The organism is Aquabacterium sp. (genome assembly GCF_014378415.1).
GTDB lineage: Bacteria > Pseudomonadota > Gammaproteobacteria > Burkholderiales > Burkholderiaceae_C > Aquabacterium.
Genome location: NZ_JACMNS010000197.1, coordinates 1 through 4,786, shown reverse-complemented (window position 1 = coordinate 4,786; position 4,786 = coordinate 1). Strand labels below are relative to the sequence as shown.

The window sequence follows — 4,786 nt, the reverse complement described above, 5'->3', positions numbered from 1 at the left end:
GAACGTTTGGCGGCGGTGCGTGCCCATGAGATTTTGGACACGGCGCCCGAGGCTGAATTTGACGCCTTGGCCAGGTTGGCCGCGCAATTGGCCGGTGTGCCTTTGGCTTGGGTGGCCTTCATTGGCGAAGACCGGCTGTGGTGCAAATCAAGCCTGGGCCTGGATGGCAGTGAATGGCACCAAGGCTTGAGCTTGGAGGATGCGGGCGGCCTGCATGGGGCCGTGGCGTGTCAGGATCTGAAATGTGATTTGCGCTTCGAAGCGCACGCCTGGGTGGCCGGCGAGCCAGGCTTGCGGTTTTATGCGGGGGCGCCCATCGTGGATGCGGGCGGGCATGCCTTGGGCACCATCGCGGTCGCGGACATTCAGCCTCGAACCTTCACCGATGGACAGATGTCAGCCCTGCAAGACCTGGCCACGCTGGCCATGGCCGTGCTCGACGGTCGCCAACGGGCGCGCCAGCTCAGCCACTTGGCCAAGACGGACCACCTCACGGGCATCGCCAACCGGGCCCAATTTGACCTGGCGCTGGACGTGGAGATACGCCATTCCATGCGGGCTGGCGAGCCTTTTGCCGTGTTGTGCATGGACCTGGACGGCTTCAAGGAGATCGTCGGTGGCTTTGGCCACGCGGCGGGCGATGCGGTGCTGTGCGAAGTGTCGCGCCGCCTGAACCAGCAGGTTCGCCTGGGCGATGTGCTGGCCCGACTGGGCAGTGACGAGTTTGGCGTGGTGATGCGCCATGGCGCCAAGGATTCTGCCGAGGTGCTGGCCAAGCGCATCGTGCGATCGGTGTGCCAGCCCATCACTTTGCCCACCGGCGACGCGGTGGGCGTGGGCATCTCGGTGGGCATCGCGGCCTACAGCGACGAGGTCGAATCGGTGCGGTCCTTGCTGGCCCAGGCCGACCAGGCCCTGTACGAGGCCAAGAAGCAGAACGAGCGCCGCTGGAAGATGTTTGTCGGCGGGCGCTGAGCTTGTTTCAATGTGCCTGGATGGAGGCGTTGCCCGCAGCGATGGGGTCGCCGGTGCGGTTGAAGGTCTCCAGCCAGACCGCGTAGCCGTGCATTTGTCCGGTTTGCCAGGGGTGGAAGCCGGGCTTGAAATAGGCCATGAAGTGGCCCAGGATGGGCATGTACAAGCCGCCTGGTTTGTACAACCACCACAGGCCCTTGGCCATCAGGCCGGTGCGCTTGAAGATGCCAAAGCCATCGGCCTTGAGCATGCGGTTGATGACCAGGAAGGTGCCGATCGGAAAGCCGATGGTGGCAAGGATCAGCGCGAACACGCGGTGCATGTAGCCCACCTTGGCGACCTTCTGCATCACGTCAAAAGCCACGGCTTTGTGCTCAACCTCTTCAATGGCGTGCCAGGTGTACATGGCGCGGATGCGCGGGTCGGCCTTGTCCATGACCTTGGCGGCTTCGAAGCCATGGGCCATCAGCGCGGTCATGTGTTCAAAGGCGGCGGTCAGGGCCAGCGTGTGCGACTTGGGCAGGACCTTGCGCAGAACCCTAAATAGCACGAACACGGTCAGCTTCTCGATCAAATCGACGTCAACGCCCTGCGCCTTGACGCGGTTGTTGAACTGGCGGTGCACGATGCCGTGCTGGCCTTCCTGACGTGTGAAATCCTTGACCTCGGCCAGCAGCTTGGGGTCGGTGATCTGGTCGCGATAGTCGCGCACGCACGAGATGAAGAAGCGTTCGCCTTCGGGGAAGAAGGTGGACATGGCGTCGAAGAAGCGCGACTTGAAAGGGTCGTTGTCGAGCCAGAAGCGGGGGATGTCGCCGTCGAGCCCGAAATCGAGATTTTCACGCGGGACGATGGGGTGTTCAGTCGTGGTGTTCATCATTAAAGGCCCAGTTGCTTGGCGATGATCTCGTTCATGATTTCGTGTGTGCCGCCGCCGATGGACAGGATGCGGTTGTCGCGGAACAAGCGCTCGACCAGCGATTCGCGCATGTAGCCCATGCCGCCGAAGATCTGCACGGCCTCGTAGGTGACGTAGTCGGCCACGTCGGTGGCGAAGTTCTTGGCCATGGACACTTCGGTGATGGCGGGCTTGCCTGCCTGCATTTGTGCGGCGCAGCGGTACGAGTATTCACGGGCGATGTTCACGCGCGTGGCCATCTCGGCCAGCTTGTGGCGGATGACCTGGTGCTTGGCCAGGGGCTTGCCAAAGGTCTCGCGGGTCTTGACGTAGGCCAGGCATTCTTCCAGCGCCAGTTGCGCGGTCATGTAGGCCATCACGGCCAGGGCCAGTCGCTCGGCCTGGAAGTTCATCATGATGGTCAGGAAACCAGAGTTCTCGGGGCCCAACAGGTTGCCCACGGGTACGCGGCAATCACTGAAGAACAGCTCGGCGGTGTCAGAGGCCCACCAGCCCATCTTCTTGAGCGGCTGGCCGACCGAGAAGCCCGGTGTGTCGCGGTCGATCAGCAGCAAGGAGACGCCCGCGTAGCCGGCCTCGCCGGTGCGCACGGCCACGGTGTAGTGGTCGGCGCGCGTGCCCGAGGTGATGAAGGTCTTGGCGCCGTTGACGATGTAGTGGTCGCCATCCTTGACCGCGCGCGTGCGCAGGTTGGCCACGTCGGAGCCGCCACTGGGTTCGGTGATGGCCAGGGCGGCGATCTTCTGGCCGCTGAGCACGCCAGGGACCACGCGCTGCTGCAACTCTTTGGAGCCCACGCGCCACACAGGCGGCAGGCCGATGTCGAGCGAGCCCAGGCTGGCGACCAGGCCGCCGGAGCCGCTGCGCATCAGCTCTTCGCTGACGGCGAGTTTCAGAAAGACATCGTGCTCACCAGCGCCACCCAGGGCCTCAGGGTGGCCGATGCCCAGCATGCCCAGCTCGGCCAGTTGCTGGTAAAGCTGGCGAGGGAAGGTGCCGGCCTCTTCCCAGTCGTTGATGTGGGGCTTGATGGCCTGGTCAACGAAGCGCTTGGTGGCTTGGCGGGCCTGGCGGTGCGTGTCGTTGAAATAGTCGACGAACAGGGATGAGTCGGTCATGGTTTGATGGTCCAGGGCTGGCGGGTTTGCTCGCCAGTGAACAAGGGGTGTTGTTGCGCTTCCGCCAGCGTCAAAACGGGCGTGACGCAGGCGTCGACGTCGGCGAAGCGCTCGGTCCATTGCGACAAGGGTTGCGTGGCGACCAAGGCGGCCACCTGATCACGCAAATGCTTGGATTCGGGCGAGTTGGGCATGAGGCCGCGTTGCCAGTGCTGCATGACCCAGGCGGGGCGGCCCAGCACTTCGCAGGTGGCTTTCCAGAACTTGTGTTCCAGCGAGCCGATGGCCAGTGAGCGGCCATCTTGCGTGGTGTAGAGGTTGTAGCAGGGCAGGGCGCCGTTGAGCAGGTCTTCACGCGCGCCGGGCGGCTTGCCCAGCATGGGCGCGAGCATGGCGCTGGTGGCTTGTGGCATGACCTGGTGGGCCCACAGGCCGTGGGTCATGCTGACGTCGACATGGCAGCCAGTGCCGCTGTGTCGGGCCTTGAACACCGCCGCCAGGATGGCGATGCAGGCCATGGAACTGCCGCCCGCCAGATCGCCCCATTGGATGTTGGACAAGGTGGCTTCGCCCTGCGCGCTGCGCATCTGGTCGAGCGCGCCGGACATGGCCATGTAGTTCAGGTCATGGCCCGCGCGGTGCGACCACAGGCCTTGCTGGCCGTAGCCCGTGATCGAGCACATCACCAGGCGAGGATTGATCGCCTTCAGGCTTTCGAAGGCCAGGCCCATGCTGGCCATGATGCCGGGCCGAAAGCCTTCGAGCAGCACATCGGCATTCGTCAACCAATCGCGCAATTGCGCGAGATCAGCTTCGGCCTTGAAGTCCAGCGTTCGGCATTCCTTGCCATCGTTCAATGATTTGAACAGCGGCCCCAGCGCGCGCGCCGGGTCGCCTTCAGGTGGCTCGACCTTGATGACCTCAGCCCCCAGGTCCGCCAGCATGCGCGTGGCGAAGGGGCCGGGCAGGTTGCGCGTGAGGTCGATCACACGCAAGCCTGACAGCAGGGGGCTGCCGCCGATCATGCGCGGGCGTCTTCCGAGTCTTCGAAACGTCCGCCTTCTTGCGCCTGCTTGACGACGATGGCGGCGGGCTCGAAGCGGGGGCCATATTTCGCGGCCAGCTCGCGCGCACGCAGGGCGAACTGCTTGGCGCCCATGGCATTGATGAACTGCAAGGCACCGCCCTGGTGGGGCGCGAAACCCCAGCCGAAGATTGAGCCAATGTTGGTGTCGGCCACCGAACGCACGACCTTCTCTTCATAGCAGCGGGCGGCTTCGTTTGCTTGGGCGTACAGCAGGCGGTCCACCAGCTCTTGCTGCGAAGGCTGATCAGCCACGGGCGGGTAGACCTGCAGCAGACCGGGCCACAGCGACTTCTCTTTGCCGCTGTAGTCGTAGAAGCCCTTGCCGGCCTTCTTGCCAATGCGCTCGTGCTCGCCACCGATTTTTTGCACCACGGCAAAGCCAGGGTGGATGGCGGGCAGCAAGCCGCCTTCGGCGATCAGGTCTTTCTTGGTGGTCTCGGCGATGTACAGCGACAGGCTCAGCGAGACTTCATCCTGCAAAGCCAGTGGCGGCATGGGCATGCCCGCCTTCATGCCGGCCACTTCGATGGAGCGGGGGTGGATGCCTTCGGCCAGCATCGCCATGCCTTCCATGATGTAGGTTGTGAACACCCGCGAGGTGTAGAAGCCGCGCTTGTCATTGACCACGATGGGCGTCTTGCCGATCTGCAGCACGTAGTCGAAGCCGCGCGCCAGGGTCTCGTCGCT

At 63.9% G+C, this 4,786-nt stretch carries 5 protein-coding genes; 1 reads left to right on the top strand and 4 read right to left on the bottom strand.

What is annotated here, in order from left to right; genetic code table 11:
* Positions 1–975 (top strand): sensor domain-containing diguanylate cyclase (locus H7225_RS16985; protein ID WP_290663975.1); only part of this gene is annotated, 975 nt, incomplete at its 5' end.
* Positions 976–982: 7 nt separating this feature from the next.
* Here the strand turns inward: H7225_RS16985 and H7225_RS16980 are convergent.
* From H7225_RS16980 to H7225_RS16965, 4 genes are all read right to left on the bottom strand, one after another.
* Positions 983–1,855 (bottom strand): metal-dependent hydrolase, encoded by an 873-nt coding sequence (locus H7225_RS16980; protein ID WP_290663973.1) that lies wholly within the window; start codon positions 1,853–1,855, stop codon positions 983–985.
* Positions 1,855–3,012, bottom strand: coding sequence for an acyl-CoA dehydrogenase family protein (locus tag H7225_RS16975; RefSeq protein ID WP_290663971.1), 1,158 nt, complete (start codon positions 3,010–3,012; stop codon positions 1,855–1,857). Before H7225_RS16975 ends, H7225_RS16980 begins: the two co-directional genes overlap by 1 nt.
* The gene (locus tag H7225_RS16970; RefSeq protein ID WP_290663969.1) at positions 3,009–4,037 is read right to left on the bottom strand and encodes a CoA transferase; all 1,029 of its coding nucleotides are present in this window, start codon (positions 4,035–4,037) and stop codon (positions 3,009–3,011) included. The genes H7225_RS16975 and H7225_RS16970 overlap by 4 nt, the downstream gene beginning before the upstream one ends.
* Positions 4,034–4,786, bottom strand: a 753-nt coding sequence (locus H7225_RS16965) for a 3-hydroxyacyl-CoA dehydrogenase family protein (RefSeq protein WP_290663967.1), incomplete at its 5' end; no start/stop codon positions are given. The genes H7225_RS16965 and H7225_RS16970, both read right to left, overlap by 4 nt.

Excerpts from the sequence above, each read along its gene's own strand:
- H7225_RS16980 (WP_290663973.1), bottom strand. The coding sequence starts at position 1,855 with ATGATGAACACCACGACTGAACACCCCATCGTCCCGCGTGAAAATCTC.
- H7225_RS16975 (WP_290663971.1), bottom strand. The coding sequence starts at position 3,012 with ATGACCGACTCATCCCTGTTCGTCGACTATTTCAACGACACGCACCGC.
- H7225_RS16970 (WP_290663969.1), bottom strand. The coding sequence starts at position 4,037 with ATGATCGGCGGCAGCCCCCTGCTGTCAGGCTTGCGTGTGATCGACCTC.